At 65.8% G+C, this 20,230-nt stretch carries 16 protein-coding genes; 11 read left to right on the top strand and 5 right to left on the bottom strand.

Annotated elements, in window-relative coordinates; genetic code table 11:
• Positions 1–119: 119 nt before the first annotated feature.
• The 7 genes from I6F12_RS07465 (at position 120) to I6F12_RS07495 (ending at position 7,690) form a co-directional block, all read left to right on the top strand.
• Complete coding sequence (locus I6F12_RS07465) at positions 120–1,265, top strand: isobutyryl-CoA dehydrogenase (protein ID WP_225155879.1); 1,146 nt, start codon at positions 120–122, stop codon at positions 1,263–1,265.
• A complete protein-coding gene (locus I6F12_RS07470; protein WP_225155880.1) occupies positions 1,262–2,326 on the top strand; it encodes an enoyl-CoA hydratase/isomerase family protein in 1,065 nt (354 codons plus the stop codon). Before I6F12_RS07465 ends, I6F12_RS07470 begins: the two co-directional genes overlap by 4 nt.
• Entirely contained in the window at positions 2,322–3,242 is a 921-nt protein-coding gene (gene mmsB / locus I6F12_RS07475) for a 3-hydroxyisobutyrate dehydrogenase (RefSeq protein ID WP_345944149.1), read from the top strand. Before I6F12_RS07470 ends, mmsB begins: the two co-directional genes overlap by 5 nt.
• Positions 3,242–4,960: an AMP-binding protein gene (locus I6F12_RS07480; RefSeq protein WP_225155881.1), complete on the top strand. Its 1,719-nt coding sequence runs from the start codon at positions 3,242–3,244 to the stop codon at positions 4,958–4,960. Before mmsB ends, I6F12_RS07480 begins: the two co-directional genes overlap by 1 nt.
• Positions 4,961–5,440 (top strand): MaoC family dehydratase, encoded by a 480-nt coding sequence (locus tag I6F12_RS07485; protein ID WP_036001055.1) that lies wholly within the window; start codon positions 4,961–4,963, stop codon positions 5,438–5,440.
• Positions 5,441–5,558: 118 nt separating this feature from the next.
• Complete coding sequence (locus tag I6F12_RS07490; protein ID WP_225141536.1) at positions 5,559–6,476, top strand: SDR family NAD(P)-dependent oxidoreductase; 918 nt, start codon at positions 5,559–5,561, stop codon at positions 6,474–6,476.
• Entirely contained in the window at positions 6,473–7,690 is a 1,218-nt protein-coding gene (locus tag I6F12_RS07495; protein WP_225156134.1) for a TIGR03862 family flavoprotein, read from the top strand. The genes I6F12_RS07490 and I6F12_RS07495 overlap by 4 nt, the downstream gene beginning before the upstream one ends.
• Positions 7,691–7,805: 115 nt before the next feature.
• On the opposite strand, the gene I6F12_RS07500 is transcribed toward I6F12_RS07495, so the two are convergent.
• Genes I6F12_RS07500 through I6F12_RS07510 form a run of 3 tightly spaced genes read right to left on the bottom strand, consistent with a single transcriptional unit; the run spans position 7,806 to position 11,194 of the window.
• Positions 7,806–8,885, bottom strand: a complete 1,080-nt coding sequence (locus tag I6F12_RS07500; protein WP_225155882.1) for a D-TA family PLP-dependent enzyme — start codon at positions 8,883–8,885, stop codon at positions 7,806–7,808.
• A gap of 3 nt (positions 8,886–8,888) precedes the next feature.
• Positions 8,889–10,700, bottom strand: coding sequence for an ATP-binding cassette domain-containing protein (locus I6F12_RS07505; RefSeq protein ID WP_036001046.1), 1,812 nt, complete (start codon positions 10,698–10,700; stop codon positions 8,889–8,891).
• 2 nt (positions 10,701–10,702) lie between these two features.
• Positions 10,703–11,194 carry a YaiI/YqxD family protein gene (locus I6F12_RS07510; RefSeq protein WP_225155883.1) on the bottom strand — a complete coding sequence of 164 codons (492 nt, stop codon included), beginning with the start codon at positions 11,192–11,194 and terminating at the stop codon, positions 10,703–10,705.
• Positions 11,195–11,301: 107 nt separating this feature from the next.
• Between I6F12_RS07510 and I6F12_RS07515 the strand changes: the two genes are divergently transcribed.
• On the top strand, positions 11,302–12,102 hold the full coding sequence (locus tag I6F12_RS07515; protein ID WP_225155884.1) for a hypothetical protein: 801 nt from the start codon (positions 11,302–11,304) through the stop codon (positions 12,100–12,102).
• A gap of 170 nt (positions 12,103–12,272) precedes the next feature.
• Here I6F12_RS07515 and I6F12_RS07520 read toward each other — a convergent pair whose 3' ends face one another.
• Positions 12,273–14,645 carry a xanthine dehydrogenase family protein molybdopterin-binding subunit gene (locus I6F12_RS07520; RefSeq protein WP_225155885.1) on the bottom strand — a complete coding sequence of 791 codons (2,373 nt, stop codon included), beginning with the start codon at positions 14,643–14,645 and terminating at the stop codon, positions 12,273–12,275.
• Positions 14,646–14,855: 210 nt separating this feature from the next.
• On the opposite strand from I6F12_RS07520, the gene I6F12_RS07525 reads away from it, so the two are divergent.
• Both I6F12_RS07525 and I6F12_RS07530 read left to right on the top strand, forming a co-directional pair.
• Positions 14,856–15,929 (top strand): Ppx/GppA phosphatase family protein, encoded by a 1,074-nt coding sequence (locus I6F12_RS07525; protein WP_225155886.1) that lies wholly within the window; start codon positions 14,856–14,858, stop codon positions 15,927–15,929.
• Positions 15,930–15,931: 2 nt separating this feature from the next.
• The gene (locus tag I6F12_RS07530; protein WP_036022539.1) at positions 15,932–16,618 is read left to right on the top strand and encodes an RlmE family RNA methyltransferase; all 687 of its coding nucleotides are present in this window, start codon (positions 15,932–15,934) and stop codon (positions 16,616–16,618) included.
• A gap of 105 nt (positions 16,619–16,723) precedes the next feature.
• Here I6F12_RS07530 and I6F12_RS07535 read toward each other — a convergent pair whose 3' ends face one another.
• Positions 16,724–18,214 carry an MDR family MFS transporter gene (locus tag I6F12_RS07535; RefSeq protein WP_225140203.1) on the bottom strand — a complete coding sequence of 497 codons (1,491 nt, stop codon included), beginning with the start codon at positions 18,212–18,214 and terminating at the stop codon, positions 16,724–16,726.
• Between the two features lie 453 nt (positions 18,215–18,667).
• Here I6F12_RS07535 and guaB point away from each other — a divergent pair, with 453 nt between their 5' ends.
• Positions 18,668–20,161: an IMP dehydrogenase gene (gene guaB / locus I6F12_RS07540; protein WP_036001027.1), complete on the top strand. Its 1,494-nt coding sequence runs from the start codon at positions 18,668–18,670 to the stop codon at positions 20,159–20,161.
• Positions 20,162–20,230: the final 69 nt, after the last annotated feature.

Raw genomic sequence — 20,230 nt, forward strand, 5'->3', positions numbered from 1 at the left:
CTGTAGCCCAGCCTGTCATTGCGAGCGCAGCGAAGCAATCCAGACTGTCACTGCGGAACTACTCTGGATTGCTTCGTCGCTTCGCTCCTCGCAATGACGAGAATAGTGAGCAGCCCAGCATGCAGTTCGCTCTGAACGAGGATCAGGTCGTCCTTCGCGACATGGCGCTGGCGTTTGCGGCGGAAAGGATCGCGCCGCACGCGCTGCGTTGGGACGAGGAGAAGTATTTTCCAGTCGAGGTGATGCGCGAAGCCGCCAAGCTCGGCATGGGCGGCATCTATATCCGCGACGATGTTGGCGGCTCCGCCATGACGCGGTTCGACGCAGCGCTGATCTTCGAGGCGCTGGCGACGGGCTGCCCGACCACCTCGGCCTTCATCTCCATCCACAACATGGCGAGCTGGATGATCGATGCCTTCGGCAGCGACACCCAGCGCCACCAATGGCTGCCGAAGCTCTGCACCATGGAGCTGATCGCAAGCTACTGCCTGACCGAGCCGGGTGCCGGCTCGGACGCCGCGGCGCTGCGCACGCGCGCCGTGCGCGACGGCGACCACTACGTCCTAAACGGCCAGAAGCAATTCATCTCCGGCGCTGGCGGAACGGATATTCTGGTCGCGATGGTACGTACCGGTGGCGACGGTCCCGGCGGCATCTCGACGCTCGTGATCGACGGCAAGGCGCCGGGTGTCTCCTTCGGCGCCAATGAACGCAAGATGGGCTGGAACGCGCAGCCGACCCGCGCGGTGATATTCGAGAACGCCCGCGTGCCTGAGGCCAATCGCCTGAGCGAGGAGGGCACAGGCTTCAAGATCGCGATGGCCGGCCTCGACGGCGGCCGTCTCAACATTACGGCGTGCTCGCTCGGCGGCGCGCAAGCAGCACTCGACAAGGCGCGCGCCTACATGAAGGAGCGCAAGGCGTTCGGGAAGCGGCTCGACGAATTGCAGGCGCTGCAATTCCGTCTCGCCGACATGGCGATCGAGTTGGAGGCCGCGCGCACCTTCCTGTGGCGCGCCGCCGCGGCGCTCGATCGCAAAGACCCCGACGCCACCATGCTCTGCGCCATGGCTAAACGCTTCGGCACCGATGTCGGGTTCGAGGTTGCCAACCATGCGCTGCAACTCCACGGCGGCTACGGCTACCTCAGTGAATACGGCATTGAGAAGATCGTGCGCGACTTACGCGTGCACCAGATACTCGAAGGCACCAATGAAATCATGCGGCTCATCGTGGCGCGCAAACTGATCGAGGGCGCGCGATGAGCGGAGCGGAAGAGGGCGATCTCGTCGCGCGCGTCGAAGGCGCCGCCGGCATCATCAGGCTCAATCGTCCCAAGGCGATCAATGCCGTGACGCTGGAGATGTTTCGCGACATCGACAAGGCGCTCGATCGCTTCGAAGTTGATCCTGCAATTGCCGTGATCCTGCTGGAAGGCGCCGGCGAGCGCGGCCTTTGCGCCGGCGGCGACATCCGCACGCTCTGGGAAAGCTCGAAGGCTTGTGGCGATCTCGGCAAGATCCTGTGGCGCGAGGAGTACATCCTCAATGCCCGGATCAAGAAGTTTCCAAAGCCCTATGTCGCCTTCATGGACGGCATCGTGATGGGCGGCGGCGTCGGGCTTTCAGCGCATGCCAGCCATCGTGTCGTCACCGACCGCACCAAGCTAGCGATGCCCGAAGTCGGCCTCGGCTTCTTCCCCGATGTCGGCGGCACCTATCTGCTGTCGCATGCGCCGGGCGAGATCGGCACCTATTTCGGGCTGACCGGCCAGACCATGAACGGGCCGGACGCGATCTACGCGAAGTTTGCCGATTGGGTGGTGCCGGCGGCGAGATTGCCGGAGCTGCGCGAGGCGCTGACCAAGCTGCGGTCCGGTGCGACCGCAGCCGATGTCAGCAAGCTCATCGACGGCTTCGCCTCCGGCGAGACTGCGGGGCCGGTCGCCGCCAGGGAGCCGGTCATCGATGCGTTGTTCGGCTTCGACCGCATGGAGGACATTGTCGCTGCGCTGAAGCGCGATGGTTCCGAGTTCGCGCTGGCCACGCTGAAGACGCTGAACGAAAAATCGCCGCGCGGCATGGTGGTCACGCTGAAGCTACTGCGCCTTGCGCGCGGATCGAGCCTGGAAGAGTGCCTGGTTCGCGAATACCGCGCCGCGCTGGAGGTGTTTCGGAGCGATGATTTTCGCGAGGGCGTGCGCGCCGCCGTGATCGACAAGGACCGCAACCCGACCTGGTCGCCGCCGCGGATCGAGGATGTGACGCCGGAGGTGCTTGCGCCCTATTTCGCCGAGATCGGCGCGGACGAATTGAAGTTCAATTAACAACGCTGTAGCGGAGGAAACGACAATGGCGACGATCGCATTCATCGGTCTCGGCAACATGGGCGGCCCGATGGCGGCCAACCTCGTCAAGGCCGGCCACAAGGTGGTGGCGTTCGATCTTGTCGAAGCCTCGCGCAATCAGGCCAAGACCGATGGCGCCAGCATCGCCGACAGCGCCCCGGCCGCGGTGAAGGGCGCCGATGTCGTCGTCACCATGCTGCCCGCAGGCAAGCATGTGCTCGGCGTCTGGAACGAGGTCGTGCCCGCCATGACCAAGGGTGCGCTCATCATCGACAGCTCCACCATCGACGTCGAAAGCGCGCGAGCCGCGCATGCGCTCGCCGCCAAGCACGGCGTGCTCTCGGTCGATGCGCCGGTCTCCGGCGGCACGGGCGGTGCCAAGGGTGCGACGCTCACCTTCATGTGCGGCGGCGAGGAGAAGGCATTTGCCGCGGCCAAGCCCGTGCTCGAGAATATGGGCAAGAAGATCGTGCATTGCGGCGGCGCCGGTGCCGGCCAGGCCGCAAAGATCTGCAACAACATGATCCTCGGCATTTCCATGATCGCGGTGAGCGAGGCCTTTGCGCTCGGTGAAAAGCTCGGGCTCTCGCATCAGGCGCTGTTCGATGTGGCCTCGACCTCGTCCGGCCAGTGCTGGTCGCTGACGACCTATTGCCCGGTGCCGGGCCCGGTGCCGACCTCGCCGGCCAACAACGATTACAAGCCGGGCTTTGCCTCGGCGCTGATGGTGAAGGACCTCACCCTGGCGCAGGAGGCGGCCAAGGCCGCGGGCGCGGCCACGCCGCTCGGCAAGCATGCGCAGGAGATCTATCAGTCTTTCGACGCAGCCGGCCAGGGCGGGGTGGATTTTTCCGGAATTATCAAGCACGTTAGGAGTTTAGCCGGGAAAGCTTGATGACCACATTCCAGGAAGCACGCGCGTTCCTTCTGCAACACCGTACGGATTACGAGGCAGCGGTCAAAGGCTTCCGCTGGCCTGATCCGGTTCCTTTCAACTGGGCGCTCGACTGGTTCGACGCCGAGCTCGCGGCCAATGCGGACAGCAAGGATCGGCCCGCGCTCTGGATCGTCGATGCCGCCCAGGACAAGCAGACGAAGCTGTCCTTCGCGGCGCTGTCGCGCCGCTCCAACCAGGTCGCCAACTTCCTCCGCGCGCAGGGCCTCCGGCGCGGCGACCATCTCCTGCTGCTGCTCGGCAACATGGTTCCGCTGTGGGAGACGATGCTTGCCGCGATGAAGCTCGGCGTGGTCGTCATTCCCGCCACGACGCTGCTGACCGCCGACGAGCTGCGCGACCGGCTCGATCGCGGCAAGGCAAGGGCAGTGGTCGCCGCGCAGGACCAGGTCGCGAAATTCACGAGCCTAGGCGCCGAGAATGTCGTTCGCATCGTCGTCGGCGCGGCCTCCGACGGTTGGCTGGCATATGACGAAGCAGCAAAAGCATCCGAAAGCTTCGCGCCTGATGGTCCGACCAATGCCGACGATCCGATGCTGCTGTATTTCACCTCGGGTACGACAGCAAAACCAAAATTGGTGCGACACAGTCAGCGCAGCTATCCCGTCGGCCATCTCTCGACGATGTACTGGATCGGGCTGAAGCCCGGCGACGTCCATCTCAACATCTCCTCGCCCGGCTGGGCCAAGCATGCCTGGAGCTGCTTCTTCGCGCCGTGGAATGCGGGTGCGACCGTGTTCGTGGTCAACCAGCCGCGCTTTGATGCCAAGTCGCTGCTTGCCACCATCGGCCGCTGCGGCGTCACCACGCTGTGCGCGCCGCCGACGGTGTGGCGGCTGTTCATCCAGGAGAACCTCGCCTCGTTCAAGGTGGCGCTTCGCGAGGTCTGCGGCGCCGGCGAGCCGCTCAATCCCGAGGTGATTGATCAGGTGCAGGCGGCCTGGGGCCTCACCATTCGCGACGGCTACGGCCAGACCGAGACCACGGCGCTCGCCGGCAATTCGCCGGGCCAGCCGATCAAGATCGGCTCGATGGGCCGTCCGTTGCCGGGCTATCGCGTGCAGATCAGCGATGCCGACGGCCATCCCGCAAAGGAGGGCGAGGTGACGCTGGTGCTCGGCGCCGACCGCCCCGCCGGCCTGATGCAGGGCTATCAGGGCGACGACGGCAAATTGTCCGGCGCCGCAGGCGCGCTCTATCGCAGTGGCGACGTCGTATTCGCGGATGAGGACGGCTACTTGACCTTCGTCGGCCGCTCTGACGACGTCTTCAAATCCTCCGATTATCGCATCAGCCCGTTCGAACTGGAGAGCGTCCTGCTCGAGCACGAGCTGGTCGCGGAAGCTGCGGTGGTGCCGAGCCCGGATCCAATCCGGCTCGCGATCCCCAAGGCGTTCGTGCTGCTGACCGCGGGTGCAGAACGCTCGCCGGAAACCGCGCTATCGATCTTCAAGCACCTGCACGCGCGTCTGGCCCCGTTCAAGCGCATCCGCCGCCTCGAAATCGTCACCGAGCTGCCGAAGACGATCTCTGGAAAGATCCGCCGCGTCCAGCTACGACGGCTCGAACGCGACGACGATCGCAGCGATCCCTTGCGCGGCCGGGAATTCCGTGAGGAGGATTTTCCGGAGCTGGCGAAGACACGGAGTGAGACCTAAGTGAACGAAGTCTGGAAGAAGCCGCCTGTTACGCTCGAGGCCTATCAGGCCATGATCGGCAAGGAGATCGGCGTATCGTCGTGGCACCTGATCGATCAGCCCCGCATCGACAGCTATGCCGACGTGATCGAAGATCACCAGTTCATCCACGTCGATCCGGAACGCGCGAAGAAGGAAACCGCGTTCGGCACTACCATTGCGCATGGTTTTCTCACGATGTCGCTGCTGTCGATCATGTCCTACGAGGTGATGCCCGTGATTGCGGGCACCACGATGGGCGTGAATTACGGCTTCGACAGGCTGCGCTTCATCTCGCCGGTGCGCTCAGGCAAGCGCGTGCGTGGCCGTTTCGTGCTGGCGGAAGCCAAGCTCCGCAAGCCAGGCGAGCTCCAGTCCCGCACCAACGTCACGGTCGAGATCGAGGGCGAGGATAAACCGGCGCTCGTCGCCGACTGGCTCGGCCTGATCTATTTCGAGTAGGCCCGTGCCGTCCTTGCCGGGCTTGACCCGGCAACCCATCGCTGCTCAAAAGCCTGTCGATTTTGATGGATGGCCGGGTCAAACCCGGCCATGACGGCTAACATCTGGGAAACCCACTATGCCAATCAGGTTCGACGGACGCGTCGCCATCGTCACCGGCGCGGGCAATGGTCTCGGACGCGCGCATGCGCTGGGGCTGGCGAGCCGCGGCGCCAAGGTCGTGGTCAACGATTTCGGTGGCGCGCGCGACGGCACCGGAGGCTCGCTGTCGCCGGCCGAGGCCGTGGTCGAGGAGATCCGCAAGGCCGGCGGCATCGCGATGGCCGACGGCGCCGACGTCTCCAATTTCGAGCAGGTCACCGCCATGGTCGAGCGCGCTACCAAGGAGTGGGGCAGCGTCGATCTCTTGTGCGCCAATGCCGGCATCCTGCGCGACAAGTCGTTCGGCAAGATGGAGGTGGCCGATTTCCAAAAGGTACTCGACGTGCATCTCGTCGGCACTTTCTATTGCTGCAAGGCGGCCTGGGCCGGCATGCGTGACCGCAATTACGGCCGCATCGTGCTGACCACCTCATCCTCGGGCCTGTACGGCAATTTCGGTCAGGCCAATTACGGCGCCGCGAAGTCCGGCATGGTCGGCCTGATGAACGTGCTCGCCGAGGAGGGCCGCAAGAACGACATCCGCGTCAACATCATCTCGCCGACGGCGGCGACGCGCATGACCGAAGAGCTGCTGCCGCCGCAGGCGCTGCAACTGATGAAGCCGAACGCGATCACCCCTGCGGTCGAGTACATGCTGAGCGAGGATGCGCCGACCCGCACCATCATGGGCGCCGGTGCCGGCTCGTTTGCGGTGATCAAGATTTTGGAGAGCGAAGGTATCAACCTGCCGGAGAGCGAGTGGACGCCGGATGCGATCGCCGCGCATTTCGCCGAGATCAGCGACATGTCGAAGGCCAGGGCGCTGCAGGGCGCGTTCGAGCAGACGCAGAAATACGTCGCCCAGGCCGCGGCGCGGGCGGGGATCAAGCTCTGACCGACGTCGCCGTCATCGGCGCAGGTCCCGCCGGGCTGATGGCGGCGGAGGTGCTGGCGTCAGGCGGCGCCCGCGTCACTGTCTACGACGCGATGCCGTCAGCGGGGCGCAAATTCCTGATGGCCGGCCGCGGCGGACTCAACCTCACTCACAGCGAACCGCTGCCGCAATTCATGGCGCGCTATCGCGAGGCCGCACCGAAGCTGCAGGCGGCGGTCGAGGCATTTTCGCCCGATGCGCTACGTGCCTGGAGCGAGGCGCTGGGCGAGCCGACCTTCGTCGGCAGCAGCGGACGCGTGTTTCCGAAAACGTTCAAGGCCTCGCCCTTGCTGCGCGCCTGGCTGCGGCGGCTCGATGCCGCCGGTGTCCGCTTTGCTTTTCGCCATCGCTGGATCGGCTGGGACGGCGAGGGTCGGTTGATCTTTCAGACGCCGAAAGGCGTCTCCGCCATCGAAGCGAACGCCACGCTGCTCGCGCTCGGCGGCGCAAGCTGGCCGCGGCTCGGCTCGGACGCCGGCTGGGTCGACATCCTCGCTGCAAAGGGCATTGCCGTCTCGAAGCTGCGGCCGGCCAATTCCGGCTTCACGGTCGCATGGTCCAAAGTGTTCCGTGACCGTTTCGAAGGCCAGCCGCTCAAGGGCGTGGCGCTGACGCTTCGTGCGCACACGGTGCGCGGAGAGGCGATGATCACCCGCAGCGGCATCGAAGGCGGCGCGATCTACGCGTTGTCGGCGGAACTGCGCGAGGCTGTGCTGAATCTCGGACAGGCGACGCTGATGATCGTGTTGCGGCCCGATCTCGACACCGCTGCGCTGACCACGCGGCTGTCAGGCACGCGCGGCAAGCAATCGCTGGCGAACTTCCTGCGCAAGGCCGCGCAATTGTCGCCGGTCGGCATCGGCCTCATGCAGGAGGCCGCCATCGCCTCCGGCCGGCCGCTGGCGGCGTTCTCGCCGGCGGAGCTCGCAGATCTGGTCAACGCTGTTCCGGTTCAGCTCACCGGAGTGGCGCCGATCGATCGCGCGATCTCGACCGCGGGTGGAATAAGGTTCGACGAGCTCGATGAGCAATTCATGCTGCGCAAGCTGCCGGGCACGTTTGCGGCCGGCGAGATGCTGGATTGGGAAGCACCGACCGGCGGCTATCTCTTGCAGGCGTCCTTCGCGACCGGGGCTGCGGCGGGCAGGGGCGTGCTGGGGTGGGTCAGTCGTTAACCACCGTCATTGCGAGCGCAGCGAAGCAATCCAGAATCCCTCCTCCGCGGAAGTCTGGATTGCTTCGTCGCAAGAGCTCCTCGCAATGACGGCCGTGGCAACGGCGCGCGTACACCTACCGCAGCTTCCCACGCGCGGCCACCGGCAGCGTGCCGATGATCTCCTCGCCGCGCACCATCACCACCTCGTCCATCATGTTGACGACGACGCAGACGTGGTTCGGCACGATGCGGACGACGTCGCCGACATTGGGCCGCGTGTTGCTGCGGGACAGATCGAGAAAACCGTGCTCCTCGGCGAATTTGGCGATTCTGGCTTCGGGATGCTCCAGGATCAGGCCGTGGCCGTCGAGCCCGCCGGTATCCGTGGTCAGCGTCTTCGAGCCGGCATCGAGAATGCCGCGCTCGGGCGCGGCGCGGCTGACCACGGTCGAATAGATGTGCAGTGCGCAATCGTCCCAGGTCGCCGAGCCCGCGGCGACCTGCATGCGATCGTTGTAGATGTAGGTGCCGAAGCGGTGCTCGGTGCCGCCCTTGAGCTTGCCGATATTGACGAGGTTCGGCGTGCCGCCGGTCGAGACGATCTTGGCGTCGAGCCCGTGCGCGCGCACGCCAGCCAGCGCCTCGTCGTAGAACTTTTGGGCCTCAGCCCAGCCGGTCTCGGTCGGATACAGCATGAAGCCGGCGAACTCGAGGCCCTTGGAGGCCGCGATCTCGCGCGCCAGCGCAATGGCCTCGGCCGGGGTCTCGACCCCTGCGCGCTTGCGCCCGGTATCGCATTCGACCACGACCGAGAGCGGGCGGCCTGACGCCGCAGCCGCCTTAGGCAGGCCGGCGACGACGGTCGAATTGTCGGCCGCCACCGTCATGTTGGCCTTCGCCTGCAGCGCGCCGAGCCGCGCCATCTTCTCATCGCCCAGCAGATTGTAGCTGATCAGGATGTCGTCGATGCCGGCATTGGCCATGATCTCGGCTTCGCCCAGTTTCTGGCAGGTGATGCCCTTGGCGCCGGCCGCGACCTGCATCTTGGCAATGGTCGGGTTCTTGTGCGTCTTGATGTGGGGGCGATTGGCGATTCCGGCGTCGTCGCAGGCCTTCTGGATCCGCGCGATGTTACGCTCGACCCTGTCCATGTCGATGACGGCACAGGGTGTGCCGTATTCGCGGGCGATCTTGGCTGCAAGAGTTGTTGTCATGAGTTATGCCTGTTCAATCTCTTCGCGGAGCATTTCGAGTTCGAGCCAACGCTCTTCGGCGGCGGACAGTTCTTCGTGCGCCTTGGCGATGGCAGCCGAGGTGTCGTCGAATTTTTTGCGATCTTTCGCATAGAGACCGGGGTCGTCGAGCACACGCTGCAATTTTGCAATATCGGCGTGCAGCGTTTCCATCTTCTTCGGCAGCGTTTCCAACGCGTGCTTCTCGTTGAAGCTGAGCTTGCGCTTGGGCGCGGACGAGGGGACCGCTGCGCGCTCGTCCTTCTTCTCCGCCAGCGGTGGCGCTTTCGGCGCCTCGCGCTTCAAATCGGCGCCACGTTGGCTCAGCATGTCGCTGTAGCCACCGGCATATTCGGTCCACTTGCCGTTACCCTCCGGCGCAATCACCGAGGTGACGACGCGGTCGAGGAAGTCGCGGTCGTGACTGATCAGGATGACGGTGCCTTCGTAGTCGCCAAGCATCTCCTCGAGCACGTCGAGCGTTTCGAGGTCGAGATCGTTGGTCGGCTCGTCCAGCACCAGGAGGTTCGACGGCTTTGCCAGCGCTCGCGCCAGCATCAGCCGGCCGCGCTCGCCGCCCGAGAGCACCTCCAGCGGTGTGCCGCGTTGCTCCTGCGCGAACAGGAAGTCCTTCATGTAGCCGACGACGTGCTTCGGCTTGCCGCCGACCATGATTTGATCGCCGCGGCCGCCTGTGAGCGCTTCCGCCAGTGTCGATTTCGGATCGAGGCTTTCGCGATGCTGGTCGAGCGTCGCCATCTCCAGATTGGCGCCGAGACGTATCGTCCCGGAATCCGGCTGCATGCCGCCGGTGAGCAGGTTGACCAGCGTGGTCTTGCCGGCGCCGTTCGGCCCGATGATGCCGAGCCGGTCGCCGCGCTGGATGCGGGTCGAGAAATTCTCGACGATCTTGCGCTCCCCGTAAGACTTCGTGATGCCCTTGGCCTCGATCACCAGCTTGCCGGACTGCTCGGCTTCGCTGGCTGCGAGGTTGGCGCTGCCGGCGGTGCCGCGATAGTTGCGGCGCTGGGCGCGCAGCGCATGCAGATTGGCGAGCCGCTTGACGTTGCGCTTGCGGCGGCCGGAGACGCCGTGGCGCAGCCAGTGCTCCTCGTCGACGATCTTGCGGTCGAGCTTGTGCTGGTCGCGCTCCTCCTCGGCCAGCACCTCGTCGCGCCAGCTCTCGAACGAGGCAAAGCCGCGGTCGATCTGCTTGATCCTGCCGCGGTCGAGCCAGGCGGTGGAGCGCGAGAGATTGGTGAGGAAGCGGCGGTCATGGCTGATGATGACGAGCGCGCTGCGCCTGGAGTCGAGCTCCTGCTCCAGCCATTCGATGGTGGCGAGATCGAGATGGTTGGTCGGCTCGTCCAGCAGCAGGATGTCGGGCGAGGGCGCCAGCACGAAGGCCAGCGCCGCGCGGCGCGCCTCGCCACCGGAGAGGTTGTGCGGGTTCTCCTCGCCGGTGAGGCCGAGCTGCTCCAGGAGATAGCGCGCCTGGTGCTGGTCGTCCCCCGGCGCGAGCCCGGACTCGACATAGGCGAGCGTGCTCTTGTGCGCGCCGAAATCCGGCTCCTGCGGCAGGTAGCGCACCGTTGCGCCGGGCTGCACGAAGCGTGTGCCGGCGTCAGGCTCGACCAGGCCGGCCGCGATCTTCAAAAGGGTCGATTTGCCGGAGCCGTTGCGGCCGATCAGGCAGACCCGTTCGGATGGCGCGACGTTGAGCTCGACGCCCGACAGCAGCGGCGTGCCGCCGAAGGTCAGCCTGATGTCTTTGAGTTGGATCAGCGGCGGGGCCATGGCTAACTTTGGCTCGTTGCGGCCTGATCTGCGCGGCGGCGCTGGATCCGGCGCAGTGTCTGGTCGAGCGCCGAGAGGAAGCTGGAGCGGTCTCGCGGCGAGAACGAGCGCGGGCCGCCGGTGACTTCGCCGGCCGATCGCAGGTCCGTCATCAGATTGCGCACCGCCAGCGTCATCCCGATCGATTCTTCGGTGAACGGCTTGCCGTTCGGCGCGATCACGTCGGCGCCCGCCTTGACGCAGCGGCTGGCCAGCGGAATGTCCGAGGTCACCACGACGTCGCCAGGCCTCGCGCGCTCGGCGATCCAGTCGTCGGCGGCGTCCATGCCGGCGCCTGCGGCGATGCGCTCGATCAGCGGGTCTTGCGGCACGCGGATGAAGTTGCCGGCGACCACGCTCACGGGCACGCCGTGCCGGATCGCCACGCGATAGATTTCGTCCTTCACCGGACAGGCGTCGGCGTCGACATAGATGCGGGTCGGGGTCTCGGTCATTCCGCCGCGTGGTACCGCATTCGGGCCGCAAAGGCGAGGGGATTGACCCCAGTTCCTCAGGCCCTACGATCGCTCCTGAAACAACAAGAACAGGGGAAAGGCCAGTCATGCCGAACCGGCTCGAAACCTACCGCGTCGAGGCCTACAACACCGCCAGGCAGTCCGAAAACAAGATGCACGACGACAATGTGGCCCGCCGCTTCGGCTTTTCCGGCGGGCTGGTCCCCGGCGTCGACGTCTTCGCCTACATGATGCACGTGCCGATCGCGCGCTGGGGCCGCGATTTCCTCTCTCGCGGGCTGGTCGAGGCCCGCTTCATCAAGCCGGTCTATGACGGCGAGACCGCCGATGTCGATGCCACCGAGCACAACGGCCTGCTGACCATCGAGGTGTTCAGTCGCACCGAGCTGTGTGCCACGGGAACGGCGTCGCTGCCGGCGGCGGTGCCGGCGGTGTCGTTGAGCGACTATGTCGAAGTCCCCGCCGCCGCCGAGCGCAAGCCTGTCAGTCCTGCGACATTCGAGCTGGGCAAATGGCTGGGCACGACGCCGCGCCGGTGGGCCGGGCAGGATGCGGCCGACTATCTCACTGACGTCAGGGAGGCCGATCCGATTTTTGCCCGCGAGAGCCTCGGCCATCCCGGCCTGATCCAGCGCGTCATGAACCGCGTCCTGGTGGACAACACCATCCTGGGTCCCTGGATCCACGTGGGCAGCCGCATGCAGCTGCTGTCCGCCGCGCGCGCCGGCGACGAGATCACGGCGCGGGCCAAGGTCACTGCGAATTACGAGAAGAAGGGCCACCGCTTCGTCGAGTTCGACGCGCTGGTCGTCGCCAACGGCACGACGCCGCTCGCGCATTGCCAGCACACCGCGATCTACCAGCCGCGCGAGCAGGCGGCGGCGTAGCGGACAGTTGGGAAAGCCCACGCCCGTCAATCAAGGACGTCGTCATTCCCCGCGAAGGCGGGGAATCCAGTACGCCGCAGCTTCTCGGTCAATCGCTGCCGTCTCGGAGTACTGGATCGCCCGGTCAAGCCGGGCGATGACAGTAGAGTTTGTGGCGACGACAGTGCCCCTTACGCCGCCTTGGCCTTCGCCTCCTGGATCGCGCGCCACACCCGCTCGGGGGTCAGCGGCATGTCGATGTGCTTGATGCCGTACTCCGACAGCGCGTCGAGCACCGCGTTCACCACCGTCGACAGGCTGCCGGCGCAGCCGGCTTCGCCGCAGCCCTTGCTGCCGAGCGGATTGGTGGTGGCGGGCACCGGGTGGTCGCCGACCGTCATGTTGGGGACGTCCTCCGCGCGGGGCAGGGCGTAGTCCATCAGCGAGCCCGTGATCGGCTGGCCATTGTCGTCGTAGCGAATGTGCTCCATCAGGGCCTGGCCGATGCCCTGGACCACGCCGCCATGGAGCTGGCCCGCGACCAGCATCGGGTTGATCACCGTGCCGAAATCGTTGACCGCGCTGTAGCGCACGATCTGCACCACACCGGTGTCCGGGTCGATCTCGACCTCGGCGACGTGGCAGCCGTTCGGGAACGCCGAGGCGACCGGTTCGCTGGTGTGGTCGACATCGAGGCTGTCAGGCACGCCCTCCGGCACCTTGCCGTCATGCAGACGCTTGGCGAGCTCCATGATGTCGATGCTGCGATCGGTGCCGGCGATCGTAAAGCTGCCGTCGGCAAACTCGATATCGGCTTCGGATGCTTCCAGCATATGTGCAGCGGCGCGTTTGCCCTTCTCGATGACGAGCTTTGCGGCCCCCACGATGGCCTGGCCCGTCGCGGTGATCGAGCGTGAGCCGCCGGTGCCGTTGCCGGTGTGGACGATATCGCTGTCGCCCTGCACGAGCTTGACGCTCTCGAAGGGGACGCCGAGCTGATCGCACAGCACCTGCGCGAACGGGGTGGCGTGGCCCTGGCCGTAGTCGAGCGTGCCGGTGATGAGCTGCACGGTGCCGTCAGGATCGAACACGATCTTGCCGAGCTCGGGGCTCGGCGGCGCCGTGACCTCGAGATAGGAGCCGACCGCAATGCCGCGCAGCTTGCCCGCCTTCTTGCTCTCCTTCTTGCGCTTGGCGAAGTTCTCGTGGTCGGAGATTTCGAGCGCCTTGTTGAACACGGCCTGGAAGTCGCCGCTGTCATAAGTGACGCCGGAGGACGCCGCGAACGGGATCTGGTTCGGCTTGATGAAGTTGCGCTTGCGCAAGGTCAGCCGGTTGATGCCCATCTCGTCGGCGGCGCGGTCGATCAGCCGCTCCATGTAATAGTTCGCCTCGGGCCGGCCGGCGCCGCGATAGGCCCCCATCAGCGTGGTGTTGGTCAGCACCACTTTGATGTCGACCGCCATCAGCGGCGTGCGATAGACGCTGGAGAAGTTCTTGCCGGTGTTGAGCGAAAGCGGCCCCGGCGCGACGCCGGTGATGTAGGCGCCGAGATTGCCGTAGCCGGACAGCTTTGCTGCGAGGAAGTGCCCCTCGGCATCGAGCGCGAGCTCGGCGTGGATCTTCTGGGCGCGGCCGTGGCTGTCGGAGAGGAAGCTGGTCGAGCGCTCGTCCAGCCACTTCACCGGGCGTCCCAGTGCCTTCGCCGCATACAGAATGCACATGTACTCGGGATAGTTGATGTTCTTCATGCCGAAGGAGCCGCCGACATTGGCGGTGAGGATGCGCACCTTCTCGTTCGGCACCTTCAGGTTCTTCGCGAGATTGGCGCGGTTGCCGGCAACGCCCTGGGTCGGCACCTGAAGCGTGTAGCGCTCGGTCTTCTTGTCGTAGGAGGCAAGCCCCACGCGCGGCTCCATCGAGACCACGGCAACGCGGGTGTTCTCGATGTCGAGCTTGGTCACATGAGCGGCGCTGGCGAAGGCGGCGTTCACCTTGTCCATGTCGCCATAGTGGTAGTCGAGCGCGACGTTACCAGGAATGTGGTCATAGAGCTGCGGCGCGCCGGGCTTGGCGGCTTGCTCCGGGTCCGTCACCGCCGGCAGCGGCTCGATGTCGAGGTCGACCGCCTCGGCCGCGTCGCGCGCCTGAGCCAGCGTCTCGGCCACCACGAAGGCGACGGGATCGCCGACGAAGCGGACCTTGTCGGTCGCCAGGGGCTGGCGGTTGGTCTGGAGCAGGGGCGAGCCGTCGCGGCTCTTCAGCGGCAGGCCGCAGGTGAAGGGGCCATAGCCGGCGGCATCAAGATCCTTCCCGGACCACGCCCCCAGCACGCCCGGCATCGCCTTGGCGGCATCGAGGCCGATGCTGCGGATGAATCCATGGGCATGGGTCGAGCGGACGACTACGGCATAGGCCTGGTTCGGCAGGTTGAAATCGTCGGTGTAGCAGCCCTTGCCGCGCACCAGCGTGTCATCCTCCTTGCGGCGGACCGGTTGCCCGACGCCATACTTTTGCAGTGCAATAGCGTTCTCGAGCGTCGACGATTTGGTGTGTTCTTGCATGGGAATTGACCTGAAAAGCCGGCATTTGCGCATTTTCGCGGCAGCGGAGCACCGGACTCCCTCAAATAACCCACCACCCCCGTTCACGACAACGCACGATTGGACATGGTCCCATGTGATGCGTTGTTGCGCAGGCCTGCCGCGCTGCTAATGTTTCAGGCGAATAATCAATTCCAAACCGGCCCGACCGGCCGCGGAAAGACAGTTTGTATGAATGACCACACGCGGCTCCGCGACGGCCATGCGCCGCATAGCGAGCTGGAGGGGTCGATGGCGGCGGTGGCGTTGGCCACCAATCCGGCCGTCGGCGCGCAGGCGCCGGGAACCGGCGTCTATGCGGCGCTGGACCTCGGCACCAACAATTGCAGGCTGCTGATCGCCTGTCCGACCCAGGACGGCTTTCGTGTGGTCGATTCCTTCTCGCGCATCATCCGGCTCGGGGAGGGCGTCTCGGCGACGGGGTGCATTAGCGACGCCGCGATCGAGCGCGCCATCGCCGCGCTCAGCATCTGCCGCGACAAGATCAATCTGCGGAAGGCGCGTCGGCTGCGGCTGATCGCGACCGAAGCCTGCCGCGCGGCTTCGAACGCGGAAGGTTTCCGCAGCCGCGTTGCGGCCGAGACCGGCATCGAGCTCGAGGTGATCGACCGCGAGACCGAGGCCGCCCTCGCCGTGCTGGGCTGCTCGCCGCTGGTCGATCCCAGGGGGCGGGGCGCGATCCTGTTCGACATCGGCGGCGGCTCCACCGAGCTGGTGCGGATCGAGCGCGACCCGGAAAAGCCGGAACCGCGCATCAAGGCCTGGATGTCGATTCCCTATGGTGTGGTCACGCTCGCTGAGCAGTTCGGCGGACGCGACGTCACGCCAGAGATCTATGCCACCATGGAGCAGGAGGTCGCAAGCCACGTCGCGCCATTCGCCGAGGAGCACGGCCGCGATCTCGCCGACATGCACCTGCTCGGCACGTCGGGCACGGTGACGACGCTGGCCGGCATCCATCTCAACCTCGCGCGCTATGACCGCCGCCGCATCGACAGCATCTGGATGAACGATGCCGACATCACCGCGACCATCAACAAGCTGCTCGGCATGAGCTACGAGGAGCGTGCCGCCAACAGCTGCATCAGCGTCGAGCGCGCCGATCTCGTCCTGGCGGGCTGCGCCATCCTCGACGCTATCCGCCGCGCCTTTCCGCTGCCGCGCCTGCGCGTCGCCGACCGCGGCTTGCGCGAGGGCATGCTGGTCGAGATGATGCGCGAGGACGGTGCGCTCAGGAGCTGGTGAGTATGGCCAAGGACACCACCGGCCGCTTGCACGTTCAGGTCAAGACCGGCGGCAAGCGCAAATTGTCGTCGAAGCTGTGGCTGGAGCGGCAGCTCAACGATCCCTACGTCGCCAAAGCCAAGGCGGCGGGCTATCGCTCCCGCGCCGCGTTCAAGCTGCTGGAGATCGACGACAAGTTCCGGCTTCTGAAGCCTGGCATGGCCGTGGTCGATCTCGGCGCGGCGCCCGGCGGCTGGAGCCAGATTGCCGCCAAGCGCGTCGGATCATTGGAAGGCAAGGGCAAGGTCGTCGCGATCGATCTGTTGGAGATGCCGGAGATTCCCGGGGTCGATTTCGCGCAGCTCGACTTCATGGACAACGACGCGCCCGAGAAGCTCACCGCGATGCTGGGCGGCAAGGCCGACGTCGTGATGTCCGACATGGCCGCCAACACCACCGGCCACCGCAAGACCGACCAGCTCCGCATCGTCGGCCTGGTCGAGACGGCGGCGGCCTTTGCCTGCGACGTGCTCAAACCCGGCGGCACGTTCCTGGCGAAAACGTTCCAGAGCGGCGCCGATGCCGAGCTGCTCGCCCAGCTCAAGCGCGACTTTGCAACGGTGCGTCACGTCAAGCCGGCGGCGAGCCGGCAGGATTCGTCCGAACGCTATGTGCTGGCGACGGGATTTCGAGGCGGCGGAGCGGCGTAGCTACGTACTCCGTCATTGCGAGGAGCTCTTGCGACGAAGCAATCCAGAGTGCTTCTGCGGAGAGATTCTGGATTGCTTCGCTTCGCTCGCAATGACGGGAGGAGACTACCCCAGCCGCTGATCCCGCACGTCCTGCGTATCCTCGGACGCCGCCTTGACCGCGGCCTTCTCCGCACCCTTGCCGGCGCCCTTGCGGCTCGCGATCTCCACCGCCTTGCGTCCAGAAATCTCGTGGCCGGCGTCCGCGGGCATCTGCCAGAAGAACCAGCTCGAGGCCGCCGAGGTCAGCGCGACTACGACGAAGGCGGGCGCGAACACCGTGGCGTTGAGCTCGCTGACATGGCTGAACCACATCGTGGTCTCGACACAGGCCGCGCCGACGGCGACGCCGGCCGAGATCGCGAGCTGCTGGTTGACGCTGACGAGGGTGGTGGCGCGGCTCATCTGCGCGGTCTCGACGTCGGCATAGGCGACCGTGTTGATCGCAGTGAACTGCAGCGAGCGGAAGAAGCCGCCGACCACCAGGATCACCATGATGATGAGCAGCGGCGTCGTCACCGTGAACAGCGCACAGACGCCGAGAAAGAACGCGCTGACGATCGCGTTCACCGTCATCAAATTGCGGAAGCCGAAGGTGCGGATGATGCGCGCTGCCAGCGTCTTCATGCCCATCGCCCCGAGCGAGGAGGCAAAGGTGACGAGGCCGGAATGGAACGGCGACAGGCCGAAGCCGATCTGCATCAGGAGCGGCAGCAGGAACGGCAGCGCGCCGATGCCGAGCCGGAACAGGAAGCCGCCGAACACGGCTGCGCGCAGCGTCGGCAGCTTCAGGAGCGAGAAGTCCAGCACCGGCGATCTGGTCCGCCGCGCGTGGATGACGTAGAGCGTCATCGAGATCGCTCCGCCCACGACCAGCGCGGCCACCGTGCTCCATGGCAGCAGGTTGAGCCCGGCAACGGAAAGGCCGAAGGCGATGCCTGCGAGCCCCAGCCCAGAGAGCACCATGCCGTAGAGATCGAATGGCTCGCGTTCCTCGCTCTTGATCGGGTCGATGTACTTCAGCGCCATGAAGATCCCGAGCAGCCCGATCGGGATGTTGATCAGGAAGATCCAGTGCCAGGACGCATAGGTCGTGATGAAGCCGCCGAGCGGCGGGCCGATCACGGGACCGATCAGGGCAGGGACCGTCACCCAAGCCATGGCGTTGACCAGCGCGCTCTTATCGACCGAACGCAGCAGCACGAGGCGCCCGACCGGCGTCATCATGGCGCCGCCCATGCCTTGCAGGATGCGCGCGAACACGAAGTCGGTGACCGAGGTCGAGAGCGCGCAGCCGACCGAGCCGACCATGAACACGCCGACGGCGATCGCGAACACCATCCGCGCGCCAAACCGGTCGGCGGTCCAGCCGCTCGCCGGAATGAACACCGCGAGCGACAGCAGATAGGAGGTGATCGCGAGCTTCAGCGTCAGCGGGCTGGTGCCGATGTCGGCCGCGATCGCCGGCAGCGAGGTGGCGATCACGGTCGAATCCATGTTCTCCATAAAGAGAGCCGTGGCCACGATCAGCGGAATGACGCGTTGCTTGTCGACCATGAGGGCAATGAAATCGGAAGGAGGAGTGGAGTTGCGGCTTATCACCGCCGTCCGCCGCCGACCATTGCGGATCCATGCATGGCACCTAAATCCCGCGTAACAACGGTGTGACCGTCTTTCGTCATTCCGGGGCGCGCCCACTTGGCGCGAACCCGGAATCCATCGGACTGCAGCATCCGCTGCGCGATGGATTCCGGGCTCGCGACTTCGTCGCGCCCCGGAATGACCGGTGGAGGGACGGCGTACCGAGCCCAACCCCGCTGAATCGGCCAAAAAACCCCTGTGCATGGCTGGCCAGCGGCCCGAATTGCTTTGATTCGTCACGCGGCCGTGCTATCGACCCGCGTCAACCCCACCGATGGGCTCCGATTCTCAAGGCGTTGCCGCAAGGGACGCCGAGGGCGGCGCTCATCCATTAGCATTTGCGGCAGGGCCGCAGGAAGGAGTTGGCAGATGGCCACGGTGCAACTTCAGGGCATCCGCGAAGCCTTTACGTTCGACGACGTGCTGTTGAAGCCGGGCCTGTCCGACGTCATGCCGGGCGAGGTCGACATTCGCTCTCGCGTCACCCGCGCCATTCCGCTCAACATCCCGATCATGGCCTCGGCCATGGACACCGTCACCGAGGCCCGCATGGCGATCGCCATGGCGCAGGCCGGCGGCCTTGGCGTCATCCACCGCAATTTCGATCCCGAAGGGCAGGCCGCCCAGGTGCGGCAGGTCAAGCGCTACGAGTCCGGCATGGTGGTGAACCCGCTCACCATCAGCCCCGACGCCACGCTCGACGACGCGCTCAAGCTGATGAGCGATCACGGCATCTCCGGCATTCCCGTCGTCACCGGCGCCGGCAAGAACACGCCCGGCAAGCTGGTCGGCATCCTCACCAACCGCGACGTGCGCTTTGCCACCGACCGCCGGCAAAAAGTCTCCGAGCTGATGACCCGTGAAGGGCTCGTCACAGTCCGTGAGAATGTCAACCAGGATGAGGCGCGGCGGATGCTGCACCAGCACCGCATCGAGAAGCTGCTGGTGGTCGACGATCAATATCGCTGCGTCGGGCTCATCACCGTGAAGGACATGGAGAAGGCGGTTGCTCATCCGCTCGCCTGCAAGGACGGGCAGGGGCGTCTTCGCGTCGCTGCCGCCACCACGGTCGGCGATACCGGCTTCGAGCGCACCGAGCGGCTGATCGATGCCGGCGTCGACCTTGTCGTCGTCGACACCGCGCACGGCCATTCCCGTCACGTGCTGCAGGCGGTGAACCGCATCAAGCGCCTGTCCAATTCGGTGCAGGTCGTCGCCGGCAACGTCGCCACCACGGAAGGCGCGCAGGCGCTGATCGATGCGGGCGCGGATTGCATCAAGGTCGGCATCGGCCCGGGCTCGATCTGCACCACGCGCATCGTCGCCGGCGTCGGCGTGCCCCAGCTCACCGCGATCATGGATGCGGTCGAAGCGGCGAAGAAGGCCGACATCCCCGTCATCGCTGACGGTGGCATCAAATATTCCGGCGACCTTGCAAAAGCGCTCGCGGCCGGCGCCGACATTGCCATGGTCGGTTCGCTGCTCGCCGGCACCGACGAGACGCCCGGCGAAGTGTTTTTGTGGCAGGGCCGGTCCTACAAGGCTTATCGCGGCATGGGCTCGGTCGGCGCGATGGCGCGGGGATCTGCCGACCGCTACTTCCAGCAGGACATCAAGGACACGCTCAAGCTCGTGCCCGAGGGCATCGAGGGCCAGGTGCCCTACAAGGGCCCGGTCGGCAACGTCATGCACCAGCTCGCTGGCGGCTTGCGCGCCGCGATGGGCTATGTCGGCGCACGCGACATGAAGGAGCTGCACGACAAGGCCCAGTTCGTCCGCATCACCGGCGCGGGCCTGCGCGAAAGCCACGTCCACGACGTCACCATCACGCGCGAGAGCCCGAACTATCCGGGCGGGGGTTAGGCGCTTCGGTCGCGCGCGCGTTTTGCGCGCGATAAGATACTGCCGTGCTTGGTTCGACCGGAGCGGCCC

This window comes from Bradyrhizobium sp. IC4059 (assembly GCF_020193615.1).
Taxonomy (GTDB): Bacteria; Pseudomonadota; Alphaproteobacteria; order Rhizobiales; family Xanthobacteraceae; genus Bradyrhizobium; species Bradyrhizobium yuanmingense.